This window comes from Fructobacillus broussonetiae, assembly GCF_018437275.1.
Lineage (GTDB): Bacteria > Bacillota > Bacilli > Lactobacillales > Lactobacillaceae > Fructobacillus > Fructobacillus broussonetiae.
The window spans coordinates 1-24,494 of sequence record NZ_JAAMFK010000011.1; the positions used below are offsets into that span (position 1 = coordinate 1).

The window sequence follows — 24,494 nt, forward strand, 5'->3', positions numbered from 1 at the left end:
TGTATTTGAAAATCTATTGGCGACCAATCATATCCGTCATTCATATTCCAAGAAGGGTCACCCCTATGATAATGCGAGAATTGAAGCCTTTCATTCAATTTTAAAAAGAGAACTTATTTATCCGAACCAGTTTAAGAGTAAATTTGAGCTGGTTACGCGAATATCACGCTATATCCATCGATATAATCATGAAGGGATTCATACCTATGAATCGAACCTAGTGATGTAAAAAAAGTGTCTAACTTATTGACATACGAGCACTAGCAAAATTGTCATTTCCTTTAGTAGCTTTTGGCTTAATCAAAATAAATAAGAAAAATTCCTACTTATATGTTGTATCGGGTATAACGTTAGCTTTATATACTCATATCCTTAGTACGTTATTTCTCATTGCTTTCACTTTTATTTATTTCATAACATCGCTATTCTTCAGTGATGATCGAAATAAGATTATTGAAAATGCTTTAAAAATTCTGGGTGGTTGCGTAATAACAAGTCTTCCAGTCATTGTTCCTATATTGACTGTGATGACTTCTAATCATATTGGTACGCCATCGCAGCCGGGTAATAGTTTTGTTAATTTAGTTGGTGATTTTGATTCATTGCTGAAACCGATATATTTCTTTTCAGTATTTTTAATTTGTATGTCCTTTTATCTTACAAAAAAGATAACGATCGGTCAGTGGATATCATTTGTAATATTGATTATCGGATCAGGTGCTATTTGTTGGCCCTATTTCTTACAAGCAACACCTCTCCATGTAATACAATTCCCGTATAGATTGTTTAATTGGGGAATTTTCATGGGAGTTGTCTTTTCAATATTCAGTATTGCTGAGAACCCCATAAAATCGAACAAGGAGAAGTTCCTAATTATGGCCGTGTGCTTTAGTGTAATGACACTAAGTACCAATTTCAATAAATTAGTTTTTCCTACAGTCAATGAAAATGGCCAATTGAATGTTGCCTCGGAAGAAAGTATAAAAACTAGTTATAATAGAAACGACGATGGCTATCATTTGAATCAATTAGGAGCTTTTAGTGGAAATGATACTAAATTATCTGAATTTTGGAGTTTGATGAACTATGCTGATTATGCGCCGCAAGAGATTTTTGATAATCCTAAATCACAGTTCTTACTCTTTGATAAGAAGGCACAGTCAATCGGGAAGAACTTAATAACTGTTGATGATAAACAAGAAGTTCAGATTAAAAATCTTAAAACCAATTCTAATTTTGTTGAATTTAGCCCGAATGAAGATATTAATTTCGGGACATTGAAACTCCCTGTGTTAGGTTACAATTCAACAAATATATTAGTTACACTTAATGGCGAAAAAATTAATTACAGAATTATTGATGGCCAAATTGCTATTAACAAACATGTAAGCCAAAAAGATAAAATTAAGGTTATTCAAAAAATACCTTATTGGGAAATAGTTCCTTTCTTGATTACTGTGATAAGCATTTCTGTGTTAATTGGTTTCTATGTTATGAAAAAAGTTAATTTTAAAAAGAGAGAAGTACGTTAACTATGAAGAAATCCATAAAAAAAACATTTAAAAAATCAATTTCCTTATTAAAAAAACCTAAGTTTGCCATTCCATTCGTAATTGTTCTTGTAACTGGGCTTTACGGTGGATACCGAATTCAAAAGCATTACCATTTCTTGGGTGATGGAGTGACTCATATCAATTGGGCCGATATGGATTCATTTATGGAAACTGCAAGAAGTGATGATAAACGCATGCCAAAATTTCATCAGGAATCTTTATTGGCTAATGTACCATCCTCTAAAACTTATGATAGTAAAACAGGTAAAATGGTACCTGTAGCTGTTTGGGATTCGTGGCCTGTTCAAAATCCAGACGGTACAGTTGCTGATTTCCATGGATATCGTTTGGTATTGGGCTTAACCTCAAAAAATGCACGAAATGATGGGGAAGCCAAAATTGGAATTTATGCTCAAAAGATTTCAGATAATTCGAACGATATCTCAACTTGGAAGTATCTTGGTGATGCATTTAATACACCTTATGAAGGTGCACCCAATGGTAAGCCTGACAAGTATTTGAGTAAAAAGTATGGAGAGTGGTCCGGATCAACAGTGATGATGAATAGCAAAGATTCATCAATACGTTTATTCTACGCAAATGCAATGCTTGACGATGCTGGTCAGGCATTAACCACTGCTGAAATTACTTTAGATCCACAAAATGGTTCTGACTGGAATTCGGGTCTTGTAATTAATCACGACAAGGCAAAGGACCATAAAACAGTATTTACTGGTGATGGCGAGTATTACCAAATTCCTTCCCAAAATCCTGGTCATGCAGCTAAAGCTAGCGAAGAATTGACAATGCGTGATCCTCACTTCGTGCAGGATGGGGATCAATATTATTTGATTTTTGAAGGGAATACCGGTTCAAAGTACAATATTCAGGGTGAGCGTAACTTTACGAATTATTCGAACTACGGTGATTGGAATACATATCGCTATATGAAGAATAAGTTTGCTATGAATAAGGACAGTATATCTTATGGAAAAGCTTACTATGCTAATGCTGCCATTGGTAAAATTCAGTTGAATAAGGATTTCTCTGTAAAAAAGGTCATGAAACCAATGGTTGTTGCAAATATGGTTGATGATGAAATTGAACGTGTTAACCTCTTCCAATTCCAGGGGAAGTGGTATTTGTTTGCAACTTCTTGGGGAGCTAAGTTTGCTTCGACAGATAAGAATTATGAAAATAAAGTTTTCATGATGGGGTATGTTTCGGAAAATGGAATTAACGGAGATTACAAGAAACTAAATGGTAACGGTATGGTTATGATTTCGAATACCGGTGGTCCTGACTTTACTTATGCTCATTTAGTAATACCTAATAAAGATCAGAAGAATGATAAAATGGTTGTAACGTCATTTGAAGATTCCCATACATTTGCTCCAAGTTTCTTAATGCAATTAAAGGGTAGAGAAACTCATATCATTACAGATCGTGTGCTAGATCAAGGAGCTTTGGTCGATAATGGGAAATATTATGATGCCGAGCCACAGGTATTAAACAATTAATATTTATTTATGGTATAACACTCGGTTGAAACTGAGTGTTTTATTGTTTTAAATCATTAAATCCTGTATTCTTCCTAATGTACTAATTTTAATTGGAGAACATCATGCAGAAATTGATTAATTTATATAAAAAGTATGAAGAGAGCATTTTGTATCTCTTCTTTGGGGGAGCAACTTTTGTTGTTTCCGTTGTTAGCTATTCTTTGTTCTCAGCCGTTTGGCATTGGGAATATACGGTTTCATACATTGTCTCATGGTTCTTGGCTGTGCTGTTTGCATACATCACGAACCGTATCTGGGTATTTAAGTCTCAGGTGACTGACTTCGCTGGTTTACTTCGTGAAGTTTGGCAGTTCTATCTTGCTCGTGTCGTGACAGGAATCATCGGATGGCTCATCTTAGCCTTCGGTGTTCGTATTCTTGGTCAAAACGATTTGATCTGGAACGGTATTCAAAACATTTTCGTGATTATTTCAAACTATGTTTTGTCAAAGATGATCATCTTTAAGAAGATTGAAGAATAGTAAAAAAAGGCCGTCAGCGTTTTGCTGATGGTCTTTTTATATGTTCTAATTTACATTTTTGAATTTATTCGCTTAATTTGCAAAATATCGTTGCAATCTTGATGTAATGATTATAATATATGAAATGGATTATATTCGAGAAAATCTTGAATGGAAATCACATTTAGAGTGGAGATAGAACAGTGTGATTAAGCAACATAAAGTACTTGCAATGGTGATGGGAATCGCGATTTTAGCGGTTGCAGCCATGAGCATTATGATGAAGGACTTGAGGACTTCAGCGGCACAACGCGAACGGGCAAGGCAGGCTTCGACTTTGCCAAAGACAGCTGACACATCTTGGACGAAGAAGGCACGCTCTGAAGGGGCGATTGTTCAAGATGACGCCAGCAGTTCTCCTGAACGATCTGACGCCGGACAGACGCAGGGGAGCAACGACTCAAAGTACGCTGGGAATGCACAGAGCAACACCATCACGATGGATGATTTTCGCTCCAGTGACGAAATGGCCTACCGCCTGATTGCCTTTTACGGCTTAGGGAAGGGTGATGCGAACTGGCAACAGTTAAAGCGCTCTGCGACTTCTGGTATCACGATGACGCGTCAGCAGGCCGACACACCTGTCTTTACCGTTAAGGCGAACGCAGGGACTTCTGTGAAAGCCTATTACCGTTACGTGATGACATCTTCTGATAACCAGTCGCAATCTCGGCCACTGTCATTTAGCCAAAATGATGATTCGGCATATCGGGCAACGATTGCGGATGTCCTGGCTTATGCCAATGACAATGGTGGACGTGCTGCTGTTCAAAAGATGAGCTTTAAACTCGTTAATTAAATCAAACAAAAAGACCACTACGAGAGTAGTGGTCTTTTTTTACCTTTGGATTAAAGAAGGGATAAAAAAAGAAGCTCACCGAAGTGAGCTTCTTTAAAGAATATTACTTTACGTACTTAGCCAAACGTGACTTTTGACGTGAAGCCTTGTTCTTCTTGATCAAGCCCTTTGAGTGGGCGCGATCGATTGCTGAAGAAACTTGCTTGTACAATTCTGCAGTATCTGCTGAACCGTTCTTAGCAGCCTTAACGAAACGCTTTACAGCAGTACGGTAAGCTGAACGTTGTGGTTCGTTGCGATCGTGTTGCTTCTTAGTCAAGCGTACACGTTGAATAGATGATTCAATAATCGGCATATGTCTGTCTCCTTAAATTTGATGCTGGTTTTTGAAAAGCAAATTTTGCTTAACGGCGCAAACCTAAGCGCTTGATCAATTCACGGTAACGCGTAACGTCCTTACCACGGAGGTAACGGAGCAAGTTACGACGACGACCGATCTTCTTCAAAAGACCACGTTGTGAATGGAAATCATGCTTGTGCGCTCCCATGTGTTCGTTCAATTCTGCAATGTCTGCAGTCAAAACTGCAACTTGAACTTCCACTGAACCAGTATCGCCTTCGTGGCGAGCATATTCTTTCATGATTTCGTTCTTACGTTCTTGTGTAAGGGCCATAATCATTTCCACCTTTCCTAAATGTCTCCAAAGTTCTGAGAAAAACGACGGTGAGACGTTAATCTAAGAATCTGGACAGTTGTTTTGACAACAGTCTTAATTATACGGACTTTTAGGATAAAATCAAGGGGCAGAAAGAGCCGTTTAATGGTAGAATAGAACAGTAATTTATATTGAAAGGATAGCCATGGTATCGCCTTAGGCGAGCCATGCAGGTGAAAACATGGCAGCATCAATTTCAAAAGAAGAGATCGCCCACGTTGCCGATCTTGCCAAGCTGAGCTTTACGGATGCGGAACTGGACCACTTTACCAGCCAACTCCAGGAGATTGTGACGCTTTGTGATGAAATGGCGCAAGTCGACACGGATGGTGTTGAACCGACGTTTTCAGTCACCGAAAACGTCAACCACTTACGTGAAGACAAGGCCGACAACTGGCACCAAAAGAAGGAATTGTTGGCAGAGGCCCCAGACGAAGCCGCTGACCTCATCAAGGTTCCTGCTATTTTGCACGGGGAGGACGAAGCCTAATGACGTACAACTACTTCGAACACTCACTTGAAGACATTAACAAGGCGTTGAAGAACGGGGATTTGACCGCCGTTCAATTGACGAAGGACACCCTTGATAACATCAAGAAGACCGACGACAAGATTCAAGCCTTTGTGCGCTTACACGAAGAAACGGCCTTGGCCGAAGCTGCCGCTGCCGACGAGAAGGGTGACTTCTCAAACGTTTTGGCCGGTATTCCAATGGCCATGAAGGACAACATCGCCACCAAGGGATTGGAAACGACTGCTGCTTCTAAGATTTTGGCGGACTTCAAGCCTGTCTACGACGCAACGGTTACCAAGAAGTTGAAGGACGACGGCGCTGTCATCATCGGTAAGGCCAACATGGACGAATTCGCCATGGGTGGTTCCTCCGAAACGTCTGCTTATAAGCAAACGAAGAACGCCTGGGACCAAGACAAGGTGCCCGGCGGCTCATCCGGTGGTTCTGCGGCAGCGGTTGCTGCTGGTCAAGTAGCTTACGCCCTCGGTTCTGATACCGGTGGATCCATCCGTCAGCCAGCCGCTTTTAACGGTATCGCTGGTATGAAGCCAACCTATGGTCGTGTTTCTCGTTTCGGACTCTTTGCCATGGCCTCATCATTGGATCAAATCGGTCCTTTGACGCGTACGGTTCGCGACAACGCCTTGGTTTTGAACGCCATCTCTGGTTTCGACCAAAACGATTCAACCTCATCTGAACGTGCTGTTCCTGACTTCACCGAAAAGCTCGGTGAATCCATCAAGGGCATGAAGATTGCCGTTCCAAAGGAATACTTCCAAGAAGGTTTGTCTAACGAAGTGGCTTTGCAAGTTCGTGCAGCCATCGAACAGATGAAGACGATGGGGGCCGAAGTGACCGAAGTGTCACTGCCACACACCCACTTTGGTGTTGCTGCCTACTACATCTTGATGTCATCAGAAGGTTCATCGAACTTGCAGCGTTACGACGGTATCCGTTACGGACACCGTGCCAAGGACGCCAAGGAACTGGAAGAAGTTTACAAGAAGACGCGTTCCGAAGGATTCGGAAACGAAGTTAAGCGCCGAATCATGTTGGGAACTTACTCCCTTTCAGCCGGTGCCTACGACGCCTTCTTCAAGAAGGCCGCTCAAATCCGTACGTTGATCATCCAAGACTTCAACAAGGTCTTTGAAGACTACGATTTGATCGTTGGTCCTACAACACCAACGCAACCTTACGGCATGGGTGAAGAATTGGGTGACCCTAAGACGATGTACTTGGGTGACGCCTTGACCATTCCAGTCAACTTGGCTGGTTTGCCTGCCATGTCTGTTAACGCCGGCTTCAACGCTGGTTTGCCAATCGGTTTGCAAATCATTGGTCGTCCGTTCGACGAACAAAGCATTTACCAGTTGGCTTACGCCTTTGAACAAGGCAATGACTTTCACGAAAACACCCCCGCAATCGGGTCGAACTACTAAAGGAGGCCAATGATGGGAATTGAAAATTTTGACACCACAATTGGACTCGAAGTTCACGTGGAAATGCAAACAAACTCAAAGCTTTTGTCACCATCTCCCGTTCACTACGGAGATGCGCCAAACGAAAACACTAACGTCATCGACTGGGCTTACCCTGGTGTATTGCCCGTTGTAAACAAGGGTGCCATCGATTACGGGATGCGCGTGGCCATGGCCCTGCACTGTGACATCACCCGCGACATCCGTTGGGACCGTAAGAACTACGTTTACCCCGACAACCCTAAGTCATACCAGACGACCCAGTTGCACACGCCACTTGGTACAAACGGTTACTTGGACGTCACGATGCCTGACGGCAACGTTAAGCGCATCGGAATCGAAGAATTGCACGTCGAAGAAGACGCTGGTAAGAACACCCACGGAACAGACGGCTACTCATACGTCGATTTGAACCGTCAGGGAACACCACTTGTCGAAATCGTATCAAAGCCTGACATCGCTTCTCCCGAAGAAGCTTACGCTTACTTGGAACAATTGCGCCGCGTGATCCTCTTTACCGGTGTTTCAGAAGCCAAGATGCAGGAAGGGCAGATGCGTGCCGACGTGAACGTTTCATTGAAGCCACACGGTTCTGATAAGTTTGGAACCCGTGCCGAAATGAAGAACGTCAACTCATTCCACTACGTGCAATCTGCGCTTGAATTCGAAGAAAAGCGTCAAGCAAAGGTCATCCGTTCTGGTGGCAAGCTCCGCCAGGAAACGCGTCGTTACGACGAACCAACGAAGTCAACCATCTTGATGCGTACGAAGGAACAAGCAGACGATTACCGCTACTTCCCAGAACCAGACCTGTCACCAATCCACATTGATGACGCCTGGATCGAACGTGTTCGCGCGGAATTGCCTAAGTCCGCAACTGACCGTCAAAAGTCATACGTGGAAGACCTTGGCTTGGAACCATACGATGCCGGTGTCTTGACGCAGACGTTGGCCATGTCAAACTTCTTCGACGCCACGATTGCCGCCTTGCCTGATTCAACGGACAAGTCAGCGGCTAAGCGTGTGGCCAACATCATGATTGGTGACGTGAACGCCTACTTGAACAAGAACCAAGTGGAACTTGCGGAAACGAAGTTGACGCCTGAAAACTTGGCCAACATGGTTAAGATTATTGAAGACGGTACGATTTCTACCAAGCAGGCCAAGAAGGTCTTCACCGCCATCATGGAAGGGGAAGAACCTGAAGCCTACGCCAAGGCACAAGGTTTGGTTCAGATTTCTGACCCAGCCGTTTTGACGCCATGGGTTACTGAAATCTTGGATGCTAACCCTCAGTCAATTGAAGACTTCAAGGGTGGAAAAGACCGTGCCACTGGCTTCTTGATCGGACAGTTGATGAAGAAGTCCAAGGGACAGGCCAACCCTGGTATCTTAAACAAGATTTTGTTAGAAGAATTGAACAAGCGTTAATGAGCTTTTTAGCTGATGGCGCGAACAAAAGCGGACCGATTTTTGGGTTCGCTCTTTGTGCTTAAAATAGCCTTTTATGCAGGAGGCTAGAAGGAAGGCGTTGGAAGCCCGGAACGGGCGTTTTTCCAGCCCCTTCGTACATAAAAATGGAGGAAGAAGGGGCCATATCCCCTCAGTTAGTTTTATGAAACGTGCACGTATTATTTACAACCCAAGTTCTGGTCGCGAAATGGTTAAGCGCGATATGCTTTCCATTCTTAACGTCTACGAAGAAGCCGGTTACGAAACCTCTACCTTCGCCACGACCCCCGAACCTCTCTCCGCCCAACACGAAGCGGAACGTGCTGCCAAAGCCGGTTTTGATTTGATTGTTGCCGCCGGTGGTGATGGAACCATCAACGAAGTCGTCAACGGTATCGCACCCCTTGAAAAGCGCCCCATGATGGCCATCATCCCCGCCGGTACCACCAACGATTACGCACGCGCCCTGAAGGTCTCTCGCGATGATCCTCTTGAGGCCGCCAAGGTCATCTTGAAGAAGCAAACCATCAAGATGGACATCGGTAAGATTCAAGCCACAAACGACGAAGGGGCCGCGCCTCACTACTACATGAACATCGCCGCCCTCGGTACCTTATCCGAGCTGACCTACGCCGTTCCTTCTGCCATGAAGTCCTTGTACGGCTACCTCGCTTACTTGGTTAAGGGGGCCGAACTGCTCACGCGCTTGAAGCCCGTGAAGGCCAAGGTCACCTTCGATGACGGCGAATACGACGGGGACATCTCCATGATCTTCCTCGCCTTAACCAACTCCGTTGCCGGTTTTGAAAGCCTCGTCCCAGACGCCAAGTTGGACGACGGGAAGTTCACCTTGCTGATTGTTAAGAAGGCCAACATGTGGCAAATCGCCCAGTTGGTCTCCCAAGTCCTGCAGGGTGGAAACCACATCAAAAACCCCAAGCTCATCTACAAGAAGACCTCCCGCGTTGAGATCGAGCCTTTGGATGACGACCCAATCAAGGTTAACTTGGATGGGGAATATGGTGGGGATGCCCCAATGGTCTTCGACAACTTGAAGCAACACATCGAATTTGTTGCCAACCTCGAAGACATGAGCAACGACGCCGTCACCGAAAAGATTCAAGAACGCTTCGTTGAACAAGTTGAACACTTGGAGAAGACCGGAGCAGAGGAGATGGAGATGCCTTCTGATCCAGAAGACGTTTCCAAGTAAGCATGGCACAAGCCTCGCAGGCCAGCGTTAGCTGCCGCCTTCGAGGCGCTAAGGCGCCCGCTGACCGATAGGGCAGTGAGCGCCGTTTTCCCAAGAAAACAAGACACAGAAAAAGGATTTCTCGCATGGCCAAAGCCAATCGCACAATCAAAAAGAAGGCGCCCGTCGTCAAAAACGACCTCGTCACCGCCGACATCATCGACCTCACCTACCAAGGCATGGGTGTCGCCAAACTCGACGGCTTTCCCGTCTTTGTCGCCAACGGCCTCCCCGGCGAACGCGTCGACATGATTATCACCAAAGTCTTGAAGAACTACGGTTTTGCCACCATCAAAAAGCTCATCAAGCCTTCACCCGACCGTGTCGAGCTAGAAGACAAGCTGGCCTTGACGACTGGTATTGCTCCAATGGCGAACCTTTCCTACACGGCCCAACTCGCCTGGAAGCAACGCCAAGTCCGCGAACTCTTCAAGAAAGCGCAGATTCAAGCTTCGGTTGCGCCTACGATTGGCATGGAAGACCCCACGCACTACCGCAACAAGGCCCAAATTCCCGCCCAAATGGTCAACGGCCGTTTAGAAACTGGCTTCTACCGCCGTGGCTCCCACAAGCTCATCCCAACGGATTCCTTCTACATCCAAGACGAAAACGTCGACGAAGCCATCCGCGTGACGCGTGATGTATTGCAGGAAGAGGGGATCACCGCCTACGACGAAGAAACCCGCAAGGGAACCATCCGTCACGTCATGGCTCGCTACGGAAAAGCGACCGGCGAACTCATGGTCGTCTTGGTCACAAACGGCGACAAGCTTCCGAAAAAGGAAGCCTTGGTCGAAAAGATTAAGGACCGTTTGCCAAAGCTCGTTTCCCTTGTCCAAAATGTCAACAAGGCCCACTCGAACGTCATTATGGGGTCCGAAAACCACCTCTTGTGGGGACAAGAAGAAATTAAGGACATCTTGTTAGGCAAGTCTTACATCATCGGCCCTAATTCCTTCTACCAGGTCAACCCGGTCACGACCGCTAAGTTGTACGCACTGGCTAAGGACATGGCGGACTTGAAGAAGACCGACACCGTCATCGATGCCTACTGTGGTATCGGTACGATTGCCTTGACTGTCGCAGACGACGTGAAGAAGGTGATTGGTGTCGAAGTGGTCGAACCAGCCATCGAAGACGCCAAGCAAAACGCCCGTGAAAACGGCATCTGGAACGCCGACTTCATCGCCGCTGACGCCCCTGAGCAAATGCGTGAGTGGGCGAGTCAAGGCAAGACGGCCGACGTCATCTTCGTTGATCCACCCCGCAAGGGTCTAACCCAAGACTTCATCGAAGCCGTCGGTACCATGAAGCCAGAGCGCCTGGTCTATGTCTCATGTAATCCAGCCACTCTGGCCCGTGACGTTTCCGATTTGCTCGAACACGGCTATGAAATTGACGGACGTATCCAGCCCGTCGACCAGTTCCCACAGACGATGCACGTCGAAGCCGTGGTGAAGTTGGTCTTAAAGAAGTAATTCATCATTTTCAAGAAAGTCGCCGATTTCTCGGGCGCAGGGGTTGTGATGCCCCTGCGCCATGGCGTTATCGGATGGGCCGCCCAGTCGGGCGGGCCGACTTTTGTACATAAAGCAACACATCTCATTCAGGAGGACGATTTCCATGGCCAAACCCGCTGACACCCCCATGATGGTCCAATACCACAAAATCAAGGACCTCTACCCCGACGCCTTCTTGTTCTACCGCCTCGGCGATTTTTACGAACTCTTCGAAGACGACGCCATCGTCGGCGCCAAGATTCTCGAGCTCACTTTAACCTCACGCAACAAGAACTCCGTGAATCCCGTTCCCATGGCCGGCATTCCCTACCACGCCGCCTCCAACTACATCGACATCCTAGTCGACGCCGGCCACAAAGTCGCCATCGTCGAACAGATGGAAGACCCCGCCACCGCCAAAGGCATGGTCAAGCGCGACGTCGTTCAACTCATCACACCCGGTACCAAACTCGCCAGCCAAAACGGCGACGGCAAGACCAACAACTTCCTCGCCGCCGTCGTCCACGACAATGATGGCATCGCTACCCGCCACGTCGGCGAAACCGCTCGTCCTTACGCCCTTGCCTACATCGATCTTTCCACCGGTGAATTGAAGGCCACCCGCCTGGAGTCTCTCGACGAAGCCATCGACGAACTCGGCGCTTTGGAAGTTAAAGAAGTCGTCCTCGCCAAAGAAGACGGCTTAAAGGCCGACGATGTCGCCCGCGCCGTCGGTGAAAAGGGCCTCGTTGTGTCCTTCCAGGGTGCCGTTGAGCCATCATCAACGATTACTTATTTAACGAAGGATTTGAAGGATAGCCTCGGCCAGGCGGTTACTGGACTTTTGCTTCAGTATTTGTTTGACACGCAAAAGCGTTCTTTGGACCACATCATGCCCGTTCAATCCTACGAACGTCAGGCTTATTTGGTCTTCAACCAAGTCACTCGAGTCAACCTGGACTTGGTTCAAAACGCCCGTACCAAGCAGAAGGCGGGTTCTTTGTTCGCGCTCTTGGATGAGACCAAGACCGCCATGGGTGGCCGTTTGCTCAAGCAATGGCTCATCAAGCCCCTGAAGAAGCTCCCCGACATCAAGGCCCGCCAAGAAGTTTTGGCCGCCTTCAACGCGGACTTCTTCACCCGTGGCACCGTCCAAGACCAATTGAAGTACGTCTACGATTTGGAGCGCCTGGCCGCAAAGGCCGCCCTTGGTACCTTGAACGCCAAGGATATGGTGCAGTTGAAGAAGTCTCTGCATGCCGTGCCGGCTTTGCAGAACGCGCTGACGGGAACGGCTTCGGTTTCGGAGGACGGTTCTGCCGGTGTCTTGAACGCCCTTGGCGCCAACTTGGATCCAGTAGGGGACTTGGCCGACCTCGTCGAAGCCGCCCTGGTTGATGATCCACCCGTTTCCGTTCGCGACGGGGACTTGATTAAGCCCGGCTACGACGAACTCGTGGACTCCTACAAGAAGGCCTTGGCCGAGAACCAGGGGTGGCTTGCTTCCTACCAGGAACAGGAACGCGAGGCCACTGGCATTCCAACGCTTAAGGTGAAGTACAACAAGAACTTCGGTTACTTCATCGAGGTGACGAAGGCCAACTTGAGCAAGCTGGAAGAAGGGCGCTACACCCGCAAGCAGACGCTGACCAACGCCGAACGCTTCACCACACCCGAGTTAAAGGAACACGAAGATCTCATCTTCGCCGCCCAAACCAAGCGCTTTGACCGCGAATACGACCTCTTCTTAGAAATTCGCACCAAGGTCAAAGAAGAAATGCACCGTTTGCAGAACCTGGCCCACGACCTCGCTCGCATCGACGTCTTGGCCGCCTTGGCCGAAGTCGCCGAAGAAAAGCATTTCGTGAAGCCGGACTTCCACGAGGACGGTTCTCGCAGTGTTGATATTACGCAGGGCCGCCACCCCGTTGTGGAATCACTACTCGGGGCAGGGGAATACGTCGCAAACGACGTCACTTTCCCACAGGATAAGTACATTCAACTCGTTACCGGACCCAACATGGCCGGTAAATCAACTTACATGCGTCAAATCGCCATCATCGTTTTGATGGCCCAGATGGGATCCTTCGTTCCGGCCGATGCCGCCACTCTGCCCATCTTTGACCAAATCTTTACCCGTATTGGTGCCAATGATGATCTCGTTGCCGGTCAATCCACCTTCATGGTCGAAATGGCCGAAGCCAACCTGGCCTTGCAGGAAGCCACTTCCCAGTCCCTGATTCTCTTTGACGAACTGGGACGTGGAACGGCCACCTATGATGGTATGGCTTTGGCCCAAGCCATCATCGAATTCCTGGCCGACAACTTGCACGCCACGACGGTCTTTGCGACCCACTACCACGAATTGACCGCGCTGGCTGATTCATACCCAGCCATTGAAAACGTGCACGTCGGGGCCAAGCTCTCCGACGACGGTAAATTGCACTTCCTTCACCAGATTCAGCAGGGTGCCGCCGACCGTTCTTACGGTATTCAGGTCGCCGCTCTGGCTGGCCTGCCTAAGCCACTTTTGCAAAACGCCGAAGCCATCTTGTCCGCCCTGGAAGCACAGGGTGCCGGACAGGTGGAAGTGGATAAGAATAAGGTGGGGGATGCTGATGGGTCTGCTAATGCTGCTGCAAAGAACGCGGCGGAAAAGGCGGAAGCCACAGTGACGGCTGCAACAGTGGCGACACCTGCGGCTGATCCAATGGCTGCCGACAAGCTGTCCCAAGAATTGCCGCTGTTTGAAATCGCGGATAAGAAATCAGAGGATGTTTCGGCTGCAAGCAAGACGTCAAAGGCCGAACAGGCCGTTTTGCAAGAGCTTAAAAAAGCCAACTTGAACAAGCTCACGCCTTTGGACGCGTTGAACCTTCTCTACAAGCTTCAAGACATGGAGGCCCACCATGGCTGAAATTCACGAGCTATCCGACCTTCTCGCCAACCAGATTGCTGCCGGTGAAGTCATCGAGCGGCCCGCTTCTGTCGTCAAAGAACTCGTCGAAAACGCCATCGACGCCAACGCCGACCAAGTTCAGGTCGTCGTCGACAACGCCGGCCTCGACCTCATCAAAGTCATCGACAACGGGGATGGTATCCCAAGCGAACAAGTCCCTTTGGCCTTCGTTCGCCACGCCACCTCTAAAATACAAAACCGCCACGATCTGTTTAACGTCTTGACGTTAGGATTCCGTGGTGAAGCGCTGCCTTCGATTGCTTCTGTGGCCGACGTCACGCTGCAAACGAAGACTCGTGAGGCAGACGACGGCTTCACTTATCAAGTCAAAGGTGGACAAGTTGTTCAACAAACGCCCGCAGCCGGTCGTTTAGGAACTATCGTTTCCGTTCGCAACCTTTTTTTTAATACACCTGCGCGCTTAAAGTATCTTAAAAAGCCACAGACTGAACTTTCCTTGATCGTCGACGTCGTCAACCACTTAGCGTTGGCTCACCCCGAGAAGGCGCTGACGGTGACCCACAACGGCAAGACCCTTGTGAAGACCACCGGTTCCGGCGATCTCCGCCAGGTTTTGGCCGCCATCTACGACCGCAAGACGGCCGAAAAGATGGTTGGTTTTTCCGGAGCCTCCGAACACTTCAAGGTGTCCGGCTACTTAACTTTGCCCGAGCAGACGCGTGCTTCGCGTTCCTATTTGGCGGTGTTGGTCAACCACCGTTTCGTTAAGAACTTCTCCGTTTCCAACGCCATCATCAAGGGCTACGGCTCCAAGCTGATGGTCGGCCGCTTCCCAATCGGTGCGGTCTCCATCGAGCTCGACCCACTGTTAGTCGACGTGAACGTTCACCCGCAGAAGGCGGAAATCCGCCTGTCCGAACAGGGTGAGCTGACGGACTTGCTGACGGAGGTCGTTCGCGACCGTTTGTCCGCCGAGAACTTGATCCCAGACGCTTTGGAGAACCTTGGCCAGACGGCTGAGGAGCTGAAGCATCCGGGGATGGAAAAGTCAGAAGCGGACCAGGCTGATCGCTCGAGTGCTGCTAATGCTGGGACGGGTTCTGGCGCGGCTTCAAGAAGCGCTGCTGGCGTTGATGCGGGGCGCGATTACACGGGCATTCCACGCCTCGGCCAGGAGATGCCACCCGCCGTTCGTGCGGTGAAGTTGGCGGCTTTGCCTCCAATTGAAATTGACCAAAACCACATCATTCAAATTTCCGACAAGGTCTTCTTGGACGACCAAGCGGTGCTGGCCTTTGCCAACCGCTACGCCAAGGAAGGCTTCGTGGAAATCTTTGAAGAGGCGAAAGGGTCAAAGTCCTCCAATACTAACGACGGTGCGGTGGGCCAGATTGCCCAGCCTGTACCAGAGTATGAAGTGAAAGAGGACGACGGCTCCGTGGACGTGGTGCCGGAAGGTGCTGCAGGCTCTGCTGCTGGTGCTGACACTTGGAAGGCTGCGTCGACCCAGACTCGAACTGGAACTGACACTAACGTGGCGGGGGGCAACCCTGCTGTTGGTGGGGCGGAAGAAAAAGGTGACCCGCACGGGTTTGACTTTAGCCAGAGCCCAAAGCCTGAAAAGAAGCAAAAGCCGGTCAACCTGGATTTGGACGTCGATAATCAAGAGGCGCAGGGCTTCCCGAACCTCGATTACATCGGACAGATGCACGGGACCTTCCTGTTTGCGCAGGACAAGGACAAGCTGTATCTGATCGACCAGCACGCGGCCCAGGAGCGTTTGAACTACGAGTTCTACCGCAAGCAGGTCGGCGAGGTTTCGGACAACCAGCAGGTGCTCTTGCAACCGCTGACCTTGACCTATTCGACGGCCGACGTGTTGAAGATTTTGGACAAGAAGGACACTTTGGAGGCCGTTGGGCTCTCCGTTGAGGAATTCGGTCCAAACACGCTCGCTTTGTACGAGCACCCAACGTGGATCAAGCCCGACCAAGTCGAATCGACCGTGAAGGAAATGATCGACTGGGTGCTTGCCTCCGGGGATTTGACCGTCGCCGCCTTTCGTGAGAAGGCCGCCATCATGATGTCCTGTAAGCGGGCCATCAAGGCCAACTGGCACATCTCAGCCGACGAGGCGCGAACGCTCTTGTCCGATTTGGCCAAGGCCGAGAACCCCTACAACTGTCCGCACGGCCGTCCCGTTTTGACGGCCTTCACGCTGACCGAAATGGAGCGGATGTTCAAGCGAATCCAGGACTCCCACGAGTCATGGCAGAACTACGATAACCACCCGTTCTAGGGGATGGCGGGCATTTGTGCGCTTGCTTTGAACGCTCGTGAGGTCTCGTGAGCGCCCAGATTTATCAGACACTAAGAAGGTATTTGTATATGATGAACAACAACGACGTCATTATTCGATTGCGCTATGCATTGAGTTTGACGAACCAACAGATCGAAGCCATCTTTCAACTCGGTGGCGTGACGGTCACAGACAGCGACATGGACCGCATTTTGACCCGTCAGGACAAGGAAGAGAAATTCGATGCCTCATTGTCGAGCCACGAGCTCGAGGCCTTCTTGAACGGCTTGGTTATCGACAAGCGTGGCCACCGCAAGGACAAGGACGGCAACATCGTTCCACCAACTTTTGATATCAAAAATCCCAAGTTGGTCAACAACGTGACAATCAAGAAGATCAAGATTGCCATGTCCTACACGTCCGACGACATCCAAGAGTTGATGAAGTTGGCAGGGGATTCCATCTCAAACGGTGAGCTCTCCGCCATCCTCCGTCGACCCGACCACCGCAACTACCGCGAGGCCGGTGACCGCTACGTCCGCAAGATGTTGGCGGGGATGGGTAAGAAGTACCGCGGTTAAGAGGCGGCGGGTGAGGAGCTGCTCCATGTAAAAGTGGACAAAACTTTGTTACTTGTATAAGTTGACGAGGAGCTGGCTCCTAGCAAAGTCAGGGGGCGGATCCGACCCGTTTTGCTTGCCGTTTTGACTTCAGAGATAAAAGGCGTCCTGGATTTGAAGGGGCGGACCGGTACGGTTCTCGCCTTCAAAGCGGCGCCCATTACTCATAAAAACCGGGCGAATGCCCGTGCAATCAAGCTATTTTTTCTTTAAGACGGCCTAAATGGCCGTCTTTTTTCATATATAAAGTAGAAAATTTGTTATGATAGAAGAGATAGAACACTTCTGGAGACTCTCATGCAAAAGACCGACCTCGCCCTACTTGAAAACACCGATATTGCGCCCTACGCCTACACCCAAGCCGGTGGCCGGGCCGATTTTTTGGCGATCCCGAAGTCTTTAGATGAGCTCCAATCACTTTTGGACTGGGCCAAGGCAAAAGACCTTCCCGTCCACGTTTTTGGTCGCCTCTCTAATCTCGTCGTCCGGTCTGGCGGGCTCCGCGGCCTTGTCATCCTGATGACTGAGTTGAAGGCGGTCTCTGCTGTTGGAACCGAGTTGACGGCGCAAGCCGGATGTGACATCATTTGGCTGGCAGCAATCGCTCAAGATAAGGGCTTGTCCGGGCTCGAATGGGCTGCGGGGATTCCAGGCTCCGTCGGTGGTGCCGTCTTCATGAACGCCGGTGCCTACGGGGGCCAGGCGGACATGGTCGTCGACTCGGTGACGGCTTTGATGCCGGACAAGACCTTGAAGAAATTTGACAGGTCCGAGATTGACTTTGGCTACCGACACAGCGTCTTTCAAGAAAACGGCGGCGTAATCGTCGAAGCCACCTTCGCCCTTGAAAGAAAGGACAAGTCTAAGATTCAAGCCAAGATGGACGAAAACAACTACGCCCGCGCCCTGAAGCAACCGCTTTCCTGGCCGTCTAACGGGTCCGTTTTCAAGCGTCCCGAAGGGCACTTCGCCGGGAAGCTCATCATGGACTCCGGCCTTCAAGGTACGTCTGTCGGCGGTGTGATGGTTTCCACCAAGCACGCCGGCTTCATGGTGAATGTCGACCACGGCACTGGAAACGACTACGAGGACCTGATTCACCTTGTTCAAAAGGAAGTGTTTAAGAACTACCAAGTACAACTAGAACCGGAAGTACGGATTATAGGAGACCGCTAAAACCATGACTTTAATCGAGTTAATGGTCGTCTTAGTGACGGGGGTGGCGCTGTCCAGCATCATCTCCCACTTTGTCCCGGCCATCCCCATTTCACTATTTCAAATCGCCATCGGCTTCATCTTAGCCCTCGGGGGTCACATCTTCATCGAAGTGGATTCCCACTGGTTCATGATGCTGTTCGTTGCGCCCATTTTGTTTAACGACTCCTGGCGCTTTCCAAAGCGAGAACTCTGGGAGCTGCGCGCTCCAATTCTCTTGAACGCCATTTTGCTCGTGCTGGTGACAACCATCGTGGGTGGTTTTGCCATCCACTGGATGATTCCACAGCTGTCACTGCCAGTCTCACTGGCCTTGGCTGCCGTGCTCTCACCGACCGACCCCGTGGCCGTTCAAGCGATTGCCAAGCGAGTGAAACTACCAGAAAATCTGCTGCACGTTGTGGCGGGGGAGAGCCTGGTTAACGATGCGACCGGTTTGGTTTCCTTTAACACCGCAGTCAAAGCGACAGTTGCCGGCACCTTCGTGTTAGGCGATGCGCTTTTGAACTTCGCCTGGATGACGGTTGTCGGGATTATTGCCGGGATCGTTCTCGGAGCCAGCATGATTGTCATTCGTAACTGGATTTCCCAGTTCGGCTTGGCCGACGTCGTATTCTACACGATCTTCACGCTGCTCATGCCCTTCATCATCTTCTGGATCGCCGAAGGACCACTTGAAGCCTCAGGTTTGATTGCCGTTGTGACGGGTGGTATTACCGCCAAGCTTATCTCGGACAATCGTTCCAACCTGCTGTCGGCCGAAGCAACCATCGTTTCCGTGCACTCCTGGGAAGTGGTCGTCTACGTCTTAAACGGCCTCATCTTCGTCTTGCTCGGCATCACCTTGCCAAACGCTTTGAACAACATCCTGAAGAATACGGCCATCGCCAACTGGCAGGCCTTCTTATACGGAGTTGCCGTTTGGTTCATCGTCTTTGCACTCCGAGTGCTCTGGGCCTACGCCATTCAGTTGGGGCAGCACGTGCACCATCGCTTCACGATTCCAAGCTTCCGTTCAGCCATTGTTTCTGGTTTGACTGGTGTTCGCGGGGCCGTCACGATGGCCGCCGTCTTGACGATTCCAACGGTGACTGACAAAGGCTTGCCCTTTGTTGGCCGTGACCTGGTGATTTTTATCGCCGCCATCGTTGTGGTCTTGTCTTTGGTCGTTGCTTCCATCATGTTGCCACTGGTGACAAAGGAAGCGTCTACCCATGACTTTACCCAGCCGGAATCAGCGGTTGCTCAAGAGGACAAAGTCGAGCGCCCCAAAGCGGACATCTCTGAAAAGAGAGCCCGGCTTTGGATCACTCGTGTCGGTATCCAACAGTTGCGTGACTTGCAGCAAGAAGAAAACCGTCGCGTGATCTTCGAATTGATTTCACGTCGTCAAAAGACGGCCCGTGTCCTGCGTCACGCGTTGCACGACGATTTGGACCAGTCGGATTTTGCGGCCGAAAAGGAATTGGAACTGCAAGAAGTAGCCTTGAAGGCCCAACGAGACGCCCTCCAGAAATTGCTGGTGGACGAAAAAATCGCGCCTTTGACCTACAGCCTGCAGGCCAAGCGCCTCGACCAGTTCGAAGCCGACCTCGGGTCCGACCTGAACTTGGCCGGTCTTAGCCACCTTCGTTGGACTTGGCGTCGAATTCGCGCCAACTACCGTATTTGGCTATCTGACCAAGACTCTGATAAGGTATATGAAGAGGCCGACTTTGCCCACATTGAAATGGCCAAAGCCGCCATTAAGGCCTTATCCGACTATGTTGAATCCCAGGTCGGGGATACGGTCACACACCGTATTTTGCGCCAGACCGCCTATAACTTGATCGTTGTTTACCGCTACAAGATTGAAGAACACAAGCATGTTGCTTCCTTCGACCAGCAGGAAAAAGACGACCGGCTTCGCCTGGAGCTCGAACTAAAAGCCTTATCTGCCGAGCGTGACATGGTCCAACAGCTCTACGACCAAAAGCGCATCACAAGACAGACAAGCATTAACTTAAGACAGTACATTAATTATGCGGAGACCCGGGCTTTGGTTGGCCGCAACGAGGAGTAAAAAATGGGAATTTGGGCATACATGACCTCAAATAACTTGGTACACATCATTGATATCTTGATTATTTGGTTCTTACTCTATAAGGTCATTACGTTTGTGGAAGGGACACGTGCCCTCCAAATTATGTTTGGTGTTGGGGCCATCGTCTTGGTCAAGGTAATCGCCTGGTCACTCGGGTTGGTTGTCTTGTCCTGGTTGATGGACCAAGTGATTACCTGGGCGCCAATCGCCTTGGTGGTTATCTTCCAACAAGAAATTCGTCGTGGACTGGAAAGCCTGGGACGCCGTATGACGGTTCGAAAGCGCCACCTCGATAACGAGCAGGTCCGTGACTTGATTAAGGCCTTGGACATGGCTTTGCAGTACATGTCAAAGCGTCGTATCGGTGCCTTGATTACCATCAATGGTAAGGACACGTTGGAAGAATACATCAAAACGGGTATTCCTTTGAACGCCACCATCACCGGTCAATTGTTGATTAACATTTTCATTCCAAACACGCCATTGCACGACGGTGCTGTGATTATCAGCGACGATCAAATCGCAACGGCCGCTTCTTACTTGCCACTTTCTGAATCAACGCGAATTCCAAAGGAATTGGGTACGCGTCACCGTGCCGCCGTTGGTATCTCAGAAGCAACGGACGCCGTGACGGTGGTTGTTTCTGAAGAAACGGGTGAGATTTCCATCACGCAGCGTGGTGACTTACTTCGAAACATGGACCAAGAATCTTACTTGAACTTCTTTGAAAAGCAATGGCTTACAGAGGATACAAAGGGGAAGAAAAACAATTGGTTGCAGTTCTTCTGGAAGGGAGGTAAGCAATAATGAAAAAGTTTGCTTCATCAAAAACGATTAACATTGTCTTTTCACTGTTGTTAGCGATCTTGCTCGCCGCTTACGTCTTGTCCCTCAAGAACTTTAACGGTAATCAAAGCAACTCATACTCGCTTGTTCCTCAAAAGAAGGAAAGCATCACCGTCCCATTGAAGTTGCAGTGTAATGAAGACGACTACGTGGTCGTTTCAGCACCAAGCTCTGTCTCCGTTTCACTCGAAGGTTCATCAGCCTTGGTCACGGCCGCAAAGAATGGGAACACGTTGGTCGCAACGGCCGACATGCGCGGTCTCGGTGCCGGGCAGCACTCCGTAAACGTTGAGGTCCTTGGCATTAATAAGTCCTTGACGGCGACGGCTAGTCCGCAAACCGTTTCGGTCACGCTGGCTGAAAAGAATTCGGCTAAAAAGGACGTTAAGGTCCAATACGACTCAGACAAGTTGGCTAGTGGTTACCACGTGACGGACACATCTGTTGATCCAAAGAGCGTGGCGGTTACTGGTCCGAAGGCAAACGTTGATGCCGTTGACTACATTGGTGCCGACGTTACCTTGGACAAGAACACGAAGAGTAGCGTGAACCAGTCAGCTAAGTTGACCGCTTATGACAAGAACGGCGAACCCGTTCAAGTCACGTTGTCACAGTCAAAGGCTCAGGTGAAGTTGACGGTTGCTTCTTCCACCAACAGCAAGAAGGTGAACTTGAAGGCGCAAGCATCATCCGGTTCTTTGGATAACTACAACGTGTCCTTTGATCCATCTTCCGTGACAATCGAAGGGTCAAATGATACACTGGATAACATCGACTCTTTGGTCGTTCCGCTTGATTTGAGCGGTATTAAGGACCAAACAACAAAGACTGTTACCCTTGATAAGCCTAACGGAGTCGACCGTTTATCTGATCAAACGGTGAAGGTAACCATTAGTCCAAAGTCCTAAGTGGCTTTGAACACTTTCATTTGATGACATGAACCAAATGTGGAGATAAAAAACAATGACAGAAACAAAGTTAAAGTACTTCGGAACCGATGGGGTTCGCGGAGTTGCTAACGAAGGATTAACGCCGGAACTCGCTTTGTCCCTTGGACGTGCGGGTGGGGCCATCCTTACTCGTCACAATGATAACCCGGATAAAAAGCCGGTGGTTGTCGTTGGACAAGACACTCGGATTTCTTCAGAAATGCTCCAAGAAGCCTTGATTTCAGGACTTCTCTCAGTCGGTGTTGACGTCTTGAAATTAGGCGTTATCACAACGCCAGCCGTTGCTTACTTGGTTGAAACCCTGGAAGCGGACGCTGGTATTCAAATTACAGCATCACACAACCCGGCCAAGGACAACGGAATTAAGTTCTTTGGTCAAGACGGTTTCAAGCTTTCAGACGAATTGGAAGCTGAAATTGAAGCCATCTTGGATGGCAAAGACGGGGATCAATTACCACGTCCTTCAGCCGAAGGAATCGGTGTTGTGAACCACTACCAAGAAGGTGCCCAAAAGTACATGGCCTTCTTGCAAAAGACGGTTCCTTCCGAACTGTCTGGCTTCAAGATTGCCTTGGATGGCGCCAACGGTGCAACGGCTGACTTGCTTCCACGCTTGTTCGCCGACATGGGCTTGGACTTTGAGACCATGGGAACGGAACCAGACGGTTTGAACATCAACGACCACGTTGGTTCAACCCATCCTGAAAAGCTCGTTCAAATGGTTCAAGAAGGCGAATTCGACGCCGGCTTGGCCTTCGACGGGGATGGTGATCGCTTGATTGCCGTCGATAGCGAAGGAAACATCGTTGACGGTGACAAGATCATGTTCATCACTGCTAAGCACATGAACAACCAAGGCCGTTTGAAGCACCAGACGGTGGTTTCAACGGTGATGTCTAACATCGGTTTCTACAAGGCTTTGGAAGCAGAAGGCATGTCTTCTGTTAAGACCAAGGTCGGTGATCGCTACGTCATGGAAAAGATGTTGGAAGAAGACGACAACCTCGGTGGGGAACAGTCCGGACACATCATCTTTAAGGACTGGGCCAAGACTGGGGATGGTTTGCTCACGGCGCTTCAATTGTTGAACGTCATGAAGGAAACCGGCCAATCACTGCAAGAATTGGCTGCACCCGTTACGATTTACCCACAGAAGTTGGTCAACGTGGCGGTTTCAGACAAGAACGCCGTGATGGCAGAACCTGCCTTGAAGCAAAAGATGGAAGAGGTTGAAAAGCAAATGGCCGGTGACGGTCGCGTGCTCGTTCGCCCTTCAGGAACGGAATCAATCGTTCGCGTCATGGCCGAAGCCAAGACCAAGGAATTGGTTGATGCCTACGTCGATGATTTGGTCCAAACGGTTCAAAGCATCGCAAAATAAGAGTGAATAAAAAAGCTAAGGAAGCGCATTCGACTTTCTTAGCTTTTTTCGTCTTTTCTGCCCCGAGTTTGAGGGCAAAATCTGCTATAATGGGTAGTAACTGAACCAAGAGAGGAATTGAAATTGTCACCTATTGAGTTTAAAGACTATTTGAAAGAAAACTACCAGATCAACTTCACTGATTTGGACCTCTTGAAAGAGGCGCTCACGCAGCGTAATTATTTAAATGAAAACCCTAAAGAAACAGGTCGTGACTACCAACGACTCGAGTTTTTAGGGGATGCCATTATGCAGGCGTCCGTGACAGAATATCTTTTTAAGCGCTACCCAGACTGGGACGAAGGTCAACTGACTGAAATGCGCATCACCATGGTCCAAACGAAGTCCTTTGCCCACTTTGCTTCACTCATTCACTTGAACGAAGCCATCCGTTTGGGTAAGGGTGAAGAGATGAATGGTGCCCGCCAGCGCCCTTCTTTGCTTGAAGATATCTGGGAAGCCTTCATCGGTGCCTTGTTCTTGGATCAAGGGCAACAGGCCGTGACAATCTTGTTGAACCAGACGGTCTTTGCGGCGGTGGATGAAAACTTCTTCGACCAATTCATCGACTTCAAGTCCCGTTTGCAAGAAAAGTTGCAGGCCAAGGGTACCGTCGACATCTCTTATCAGATTGAAGACGAACAACGCAATGAAGACAACAGCCAGGTCTTCACCGTATCCGTTTCATTGGACGGTAAGATTTTGGCGCACGGTCAGGGCTCATCCATCAAGGACGCCGAAAAGGCCGCCGCACAAAAGGCCCTTAACGATTTAAAGTAAGTATCTGAGTAG

At 49.2% G+C, this 24,494-nt stretch carries 21 protein-coding genes; 19 read left to right on the forward strand and 2 right to left on the reverse strand.

What is annotated here, in order from left to right; translation table 11 throughout:
- From G6R29_RS06155 to G6R29_RS06175, 5 genes are all read left to right on the forward strand, one after another.
- Positions 1-229 (forward strand): integrase core domain-containing protein (locus G6R29_RS06155; protein ID WP_213809470.1); only part of this gene is annotated, 229 nt, incomplete at its 5' end.
- Positions 230-269: 40 nt separating this feature from the next.
- Entirely contained in the window at positions 270-1,532 is a 1,263-nt protein-coding gene (locus tag G6R29_RS06160; protein ID WP_213809471.1) for a hypothetical protein, read from the forward strand.
- A 2-nt stretch (positions 1,533-1,534) separates the two neighbouring features.
- Positions 1,535-3,073, forward strand: a complete 1,539-nt coding sequence (locus G6R29_RS06165; RefSeq protein WP_213809472.1) for a glycoside hydrolase family 68 protein — start codon at positions 1,535-1,537, stop codon at positions 3,071-3,073.
- 104 nt (positions 3,074-3,177) lie between these two features.
- Positions 3,178-3,597 (forward strand): GtrA family protein, encoded by a 420-nt coding sequence (locus tag G6R29_RS06170; RefSeq protein ID WP_213809473.1) that lies wholly within the window; start codon positions 3,178-3,180, stop codon positions 3,595-3,597.
- 184 nt (positions 3,598-3,781) lie between these two features.
- Complete coding sequence (locus G6R29_RS06175; RefSeq protein ID WP_213809474.1) at positions 3,782-4,435, forward strand: hypothetical protein; 654 nt, start codon at positions 3,782-3,784, stop codon at positions 4,433-4,435.
- 103 nt (positions 4,436-4,538) lie between these two features.
- On the opposite strand, the gene rpsT is transcribed toward G6R29_RS06175, so the two are convergent.
- A complete protein-coding gene (gene rpsT, locus G6R29_RS06180) occupies positions 4,539-4,790 on the reverse strand; it encodes a 30S ribosomal protein S20 (RefSeq protein WP_213809475.1) in 252 nt (83 codons plus the stop codon).
- 49 nt (positions 4,791-4,839) lie between these two features.
- A complete protein-coding gene (rpsO, locus tag G6R29_RS06185) occupies positions 4,840-5,109 on the reverse strand; it encodes a 30S ribosomal protein S15 (RefSeq protein WP_213809476.1) in 270 nt (89 codons plus the stop codon).
- A gap of 223 nt (positions 5,110-5,332) precedes the next feature.
- Here rpsO and gatC point away from each other — a divergent pair, with 223 nt between their 5' ends.
- The 14 genes from gatC to rnc all read left to right on the forward strand — a co-directional run bounded on the left by gatC (position 5,333) and on the right by rnc (position 24,482).
- Entirely contained in the window at positions 5,333-5,641 is a 309-nt protein-coding gene (gatC, locus tag G6R29_RS06190) for an Asp-tRNA(Asn)/Glu-tRNA(Gln) amidotransferase subunit GatC (RefSeq protein ID WP_213809477.1), read from the forward strand.
- A complete protein-coding gene (gene gatA, locus G6R29_RS06195; protein WP_213809478.1) occupies positions 5,641-7,107 on the forward strand; it encodes an Asp-tRNA(Asn)/Glu-tRNA(Gln) amidotransferase subunit GatA in 1,467 nt (488 codons plus the stop codon). The genes gatC and gatA overlap by 1 nt, the downstream gene beginning before the upstream one ends.
- 12 nt (positions 7,108-7,119) lie before the next feature.
- Positions 7,120-8,577, forward strand: a complete 1,458-nt coding sequence (gene gatB / locus G6R29_RS06200) for an Asp-tRNA(Asn)/Glu-tRNA(Gln) amidotransferase subunit GatB (RefSeq protein ID WP_213809479.1) — start codon at positions 7,120-7,122, stop codon at positions 8,575-8,577.
- Between the two features lie 184 nt (positions 8,578-8,761).
- Positions 8,762-9,811, forward strand: coding sequence for a diacylglycerol kinase family lipid kinase (locus tag G6R29_RS06205; RefSeq protein ID WP_213809480.1), 1,050 nt, complete (start codon positions 8,762-8,764; stop codon positions 9,809-9,811).
- Positions 9,812-9,936: 125 nt separating this feature from the next.
- Positions 9,937-11,328, forward strand: a complete 1,392-nt coding sequence (gene rlmD / locus G6R29_RS06210) for a 23S rRNA (uracil(1939)-C(5))-methyltransferase RlmD (RefSeq protein ID WP_213809481.1) — start codon at positions 9,937-9,939, stop codon at positions 11,326-11,328.
- A 145-nt stretch (positions 11,329-11,473) separates the two neighbouring features.
- Positions 11,474-14,266: a DNA mismatch repair protein MutS gene (mutS, locus tag G6R29_RS06215; RefSeq protein ID WP_213809482.1), complete on the forward strand. Its 2,793-nt coding sequence runs from the start codon at positions 11,474-11,476 to the stop codon at positions 14,264-14,266.
- A complete protein-coding gene (mutL, locus tag G6R29_RS06555) occupies positions 14,259-16,568 on the forward strand; it encodes a DNA mismatch repair endonuclease MutL (RefSeq protein WP_238476963.1) in 2,310 nt (769 codons plus the stop codon). The genes mutS and mutL overlap by 8 nt, the downstream gene beginning before the upstream one ends.
- Positions 16,569-16,660: 92 nt before the next feature.
- Positions 16,661-17,149 (forward strand): YehS family protein, encoded by a 489-nt coding sequence (locus tag G6R29_RS06230; RefSeq protein ID WP_213809514.1) that lies wholly within the window; start codon positions 16,661-16,663, stop codon positions 17,147-17,149.
- Positions 17,150-17,485: 336 nt separating this feature from the next.
- Complete coding sequence (gene murB / locus G6R29_RS06235; protein WP_213809483.1) at positions 17,486-18,364, forward strand: UDP-N-acetylmuramate dehydrogenase; 879 nt, start codon at positions 17,486-17,488, stop codon at positions 18,362-18,364.
- Positions 18,365-18,368: 4 nt separating this feature from the next.
- Positions 18,369-20,465, forward strand: coding sequence for a cation:proton antiporter (locus G6R29_RS06240; RefSeq protein WP_213809484.1), 2,097 nt, complete (start codon positions 18,369-18,371; stop codon positions 20,463-20,465).
- Between the two features lie 3 nt (positions 20,466-20,468).
- Positions 20,469-21,293, forward strand: a complete 825-nt coding sequence (cdaA, locus tag G6R29_RS06245) for a diadenylate cyclase CdaA (RefSeq protein ID WP_213809485.1) — start codon at positions 20,469-20,471, stop codon at positions 21,291-21,293.
- Positions 21,293-22,240 (forward strand): CdaR family protein, encoded by a 948-nt coding sequence (locus G6R29_RS06250; protein ID WP_213809486.1) that lies wholly within the window; start codon positions 21,293-21,295, stop codon positions 22,238-22,240. The genes cdaA and G6R29_RS06250 overlap by 1 nt, the downstream gene beginning before the upstream one ends.
- Before the next feature lie 55 nt (positions 22,241-22,295).
- Complete coding sequence (gene glmM, locus G6R29_RS06255; RefSeq protein ID WP_213809487.1) at positions 22,296-23,663, forward strand: phosphoglucosamine mutase; 1,368 nt, start codon at positions 22,296-22,298, stop codon at positions 23,661-23,663.
- Between the two features lie 123 nt (positions 23,664-23,786).
- Positions 23,787-24,482: a ribonuclease III gene (gene rnc / locus G6R29_RS06260; protein WP_213809488.1), complete on the forward strand. Its 696-nt coding sequence runs from the start codon at positions 23,787-23,789 to the stop codon at positions 24,480-24,482.
- Positions 24,483-24,494: the final 12 nt, after the last annotated feature.